At 32.1% G+C, this 3,999-nt stretch carries 4 protein-coding genes and 1 pseudogene; all 5 read right to left on the bottom strand.

The features are described 5' to 3' along the window. Positions 1-187: pseudogene (locus tag ACT8VG_RS08270) on the bottom strand (nucleotidyltransferase); the annotation flags it as partial. Between the two features lie 96 nt (positions 188-283). Beyond that, entirely contained in the window at positions 284-568 is a 285-nt protein-coding gene (locus tag ACT8VG_RS08265) for a Dabb family protein (RefSeq protein WP_006504446.1), read from the bottom strand. 3 nt (positions 569-571) lie between these two features. Then, positions 572-1,363: an Mrp/NBP35 family ATP-binding protein gene (locus ACT8VG_RS08260; RefSeq protein ID WP_195920357.1), complete on the bottom strand. Its 792-nt coding sequence runs from the start codon at positions 1,361-1,363 to the stop codon at positions 572-574. 433 nt (positions 1,364-1,796) lie between these two features. Next, complete coding sequence (locus ACT8VG_RS08255) at positions 1,797-3,167, bottom strand: aldehyde dehydrogenase family protein (RefSeq protein ID WP_195920358.1); 1,371 nt, start codon at positions 3,165-3,167, stop codon at positions 1,797-1,799. 236 nt (positions 3,168-3,403) lie between these two features. Beyond that, positions 3,404-3,928 carry a DUF6088 family protein gene (locus tag ACT8VG_RS08250; protein WP_444195604.1) on the bottom strand — a complete coding sequence of 175 codons (525 nt, stop codon included), beginning with the start codon at positions 3,926-3,928 and terminating at the stop codon, positions 3,404-3,406. Between the last annotated feature and the right edge of the window lie 71 nt (positions 3,929-3,999).

Below are 3,999 nucleotides of genomic sequence, written 5' to 3'. Positions count from 1 at the left end.
CTCTGAAGTCTTCTTCAATATCCTTACGGATAATAAAGATAATTTTGTTGAAACCAGCGGCAATTGCATCATGGATTGAATAATCCATAATAATTTCACCATTAGGTCCTACAGGCTCTAACTGCTTGATTCCTCCACCAAAACGTGAACCAATACCAGCAGCCATAATTACTAAAGCTGTATTCATAATATAATCCTCCGTCAAACATGATAACTATATTATACAACGAAAGTTATGTAATAGATATGTAAATAAAAAAACTCAGGAAATTCCTGAGTTATATTAGATAGTGAAGTCTACACAAGCTCTTACTTCAGCATTTTCCTTTGCGATTTTCGCAACAGCTAAATGTCTAGGATCATTTGCATAGCTTGATAGATCTTCCATATTATCAAATTCCATAACTAATGAAACATCATATGTTTCATTAGGATTTTCATTTCTTCCAACATGTAAAGAACGGATACCATCAATCTGTCCTACAAGTCCCTTTAATCCTTCTACAAACTGATTCTGTAGATCTTCTGTACCTTCTTTAAATTTCCATACAACAACGTGCTGAATCATTTTTTACTCCTCCTTCATTAATTCATTCACTATAGGCATAAGTTCCATCTGTGTAATTGTTTCAATAAGTCCTGCATCTACGACTTTAGTAATTGCAGGATCCATTGGTAAACGACATACAGTAGAAATATTAAACTTTTTCGCAATTTCATCTATATGACTCTCACCAAATAAATAATGTTTATTTCCACAATCAGGACAGATATAGTAACTCATATTCTCAACAAGACCTAAAATAGGAATATTCATCATCTGTGCCATATTCACTGATTTCTCTACAACCATGCTGACAAGTTCCTGTGGTGAAGACACCGTAATAATACCATCTACAGGAAGAGATTGGAAGACTGTAAGAGGAACATCTCCAGTTCCTGGAGGCATATCGACAAATAAATAATCTAATTCACCCCAATAGACATCAGTCCAAAACTGAGTTACTGTATTAGATATTAAGCTTCCTCTCCATACAACAGGATCAGTAGGATTATCCAACATTAAGTTTAAAGAAACAATCTTAATACCTGTACGTGTTTCAGCAGGAATAATACCTTTATCATTTCCATAAAGTTTCTCAGTTAAACCAAAAGCCTGCGGAATAGAAGGTCCTGTAATATCCGCATCTAGAATACCTACATTATACCCAATACGGTGCATCATGACTGCAAGTAATGATGTCATTAAACTCTTACCTACACCACCCTTACCACTTGTAACTGCAATAACATGTTTAATATGGGAATTCTTATTTAAATCTTTATGAAGATCCTTATTAAAATACTTATCATATTCACCCATTTTATTCACCTCATTTATTATTATACATGAAATAAAATAAAAAATGCTGATTAACGAACTATATAACCAGCATACATGGTGATGGCAAATAAGATTAACACACAAATAATCTTAGATACTGCCCAAGCAATTTCGTATCTCACTGTTCCGTCTCCTTTTCTATACTTAGTATAGAATAAGAGGAGAAATACAAATATCATTGCAAGCACAAGAATACATAAATATTAAGTAAAAAAACTAGGGAAATGAATCTCTAGTTTACACTCAATGAGTGGCAGATAGAAGTATAGTTCCCATAATCATAACAGCAACTAATTTTGAACCTAACCAATACAAATTGTACTTCATATCCATCACCCTTTCTTTTACTACACTCAGTATAGTAAAGAAAGGGTTAAGAAGAAATCACACTCACATTAAGTGTTCGTAAGTATTACTTTAAGAAACGTTTGATCCACTTCATTTTATCATCAGTAAGTGGATAATATCTAAATGGTAAATCAATACGTGTACTCTTATGTAATACAGAACGGCGATGAGAGAATGTCTCAAAAGTAAACTTACCATGATAATAACCAATACCACTTGCACCTACACCACCAAATGGGAGTGTATTAGTCGCAAAATGACTCACTGTATCATTAATACATGCATCACCAAAGCTACATAAATCTAAAATCTTATTGGCATGATATGAATCATTAGAGAATAAATAGAGGGCAAGAGGCTTATCATGACTATTAATATATTGAATCGCTTCTTCAATTCTATTGTATTCTACGAGTGGAAGAATAGGTCCAAAGATTTCTTCTTCCATTAAAGGATTATCAAAATCTACATCATTCACAATAGTAGGTGCAATCTTTAAATGTTCTTCATCCACTTCTCCACCAATAAGAATATCCTGATTCTCTAAGAGTTTCTTTAAACGATCAAATTGATCTTTATTGATGATCTTACATAAGTTTTCACTTTCTAATGGATGTTCACCAAAGAACTTCTTAATATATTCATCAGCATAATCAATAAAAGCAGCTTTCATACTATCTTTAATTAATATATAATCAGGCGCAATACAAGTTTGACCAGCATTCAAGAACTTACCAAATATAATACGTTTCGCTGCAATCTCCATAGGAATCATATCAGTTAAAATAACAGGAGACTTACCACCTAATTCTAATGTGACAGGTGTTAATGTTTCTGCCGCTTTCATATAGATTTCTTTTCCTGCTTTCTTGCCACCAGTAAAGAAAATATAATCAAAAGGTAAATTAACAAGTTCCTTAGAAACCTCTAAACCACCCTCAGCACAATAGGCATGTCCTTTATCAAAACATGTATCAATGAGCTGCGCTACAATAGCGGAAGTATGTGGTGTCTGTTCACTTGGTTTCACTATTGCACAGTTACCTGCTGCAATAGTACCAATAAGTGGTTCTATCGCAAGTAGGAATGGATAGTTCCAAGGTGAAATAATAAGTGTTACACCATAAGGTTCATAAATCGTATAAGAGCGAGAAAAGAACTGATGAAGAGGTGTCTTTACCTTTTCCTTCTTTACCCATTTCTTAATATTCTTTAATGTATATGTACAGGCTTCAAGAGTGAGTCCTATTTCTGTCATATAGGATTCTCCTCTAGATTTACCTAAATCTTTCTCTAAAGCATCTTCTATTAAGTCCATATGGTCTTTAATCCATAGCTTAACACGTTTTATTGCATCTATTCTTAAACTTACATCTCTAGTCATTAATGTGTCATAATACGTTTTTTGGTCATTAAAAATCTTTTCTAAATCCATATCTATCACTTCCTTCTCTAGTATTCTAGTACCTTTCACATTCTAATACAACAGACGAATATAATTCACATAATTCAAAAAACATACTAGATATGATACGTGAATTCAATGTGAATAAGATAAGAAATTTATGTGTTTATTTGTGGTTTGTATTTCAAAAACAGTCCACATTAAAGTACAGATCCATAGAATTCCTCTATATCTGGAATAGCATATGATGAGAGCGATGACAAGAACTAATTTAAGGTATTTTCAACCTTAAAGTAATTTAGAAAACTTTCCAAAAATGCGATAGTTGATTTCTTATACTTTCTATTTTTAAGGACATAAACAGTCGCTTCATCAGCATAATGTCTTGCAAAGTCTTTCATATATGCAGCTAGTGCGGTGTTATTGATATCTTCAATAGACTTATAATTTTGAAGAATTTCTAAAGTTTCAATAATAGGAATTGTTTCAGGTGTTAGAGAAATACTAATATTCATCACATATATATTATGAATATTTTTCTTTTTACCTGGTACAGCAGAGGAAAGAACCTCAACACGTTTACTGATTTGTGTAGTTAAACCTTTTTGATTAAAAAGTCTATACCCAACTACAATTCCCTGATTATCCTTTATATAATGATCAACAATGTCTTTTTCGCTAATTGGGACTGTACCAAACCGTGTATTTTTTGGTCTATAATATAAACCTTTTGTAAGATGTACAAGTATACCTTTCTTGCACATTCTTTCTAATGCTTTATAGTAAGTCATTTAAGTAATATTACTGATAGATTTTATATATAAAGAAATTTCTACTAAAAGTTTATTTTCATGTTCATTTT

Origin of the sequence: Catenibacterium sp. (assembly GCF_052354645.1) — a bacterium.
Classification (GTDB): domain Bacteria; phylum Bacillota_I; class Bacilli_A; order Erysipelotrichales; family Coprobacillaceae; genus Catenibacterium; species Catenibacterium mitsuoka_A.
The sequence above is the reverse complement of the archived record's forward strand: the minus strand, read 5'-3'. Positions and strand labels throughout refer to the sequence as shown.

Bases quoted from the DNA above. Each gene is read 5' to 3' on its own strand.
- ACT8VG_RS08255 (WP_195920358.1), bottom strand. From the start codon at position 3,167: ATGGATTTAGAAAAGATTTTTAATGACCAAAAAACGTATTATGACACA.
- ACT8VG_RS08250 (WP_444195604.1), bottom strand. From the start codon at position 3,928: ATGACTTACTATAAAGCATTAGAAAGAATGTGCAAGAAAGGTATACTT.
- ACT8VG_RS08260 (WP_195920357.1), bottom strand. From the start codon at position 1,363: ATGGGTGAATATGATAAGTATTTTAATAAGGATCTTCATAAAGATTTA.
- ACT8VG_RS08265 (WP_006504446.1), bottom strand. From the start codon at position 568: ATGATTCAGCACGTTGTTGTATGGAAATTTAAAGAAGGTACAGAAGAT.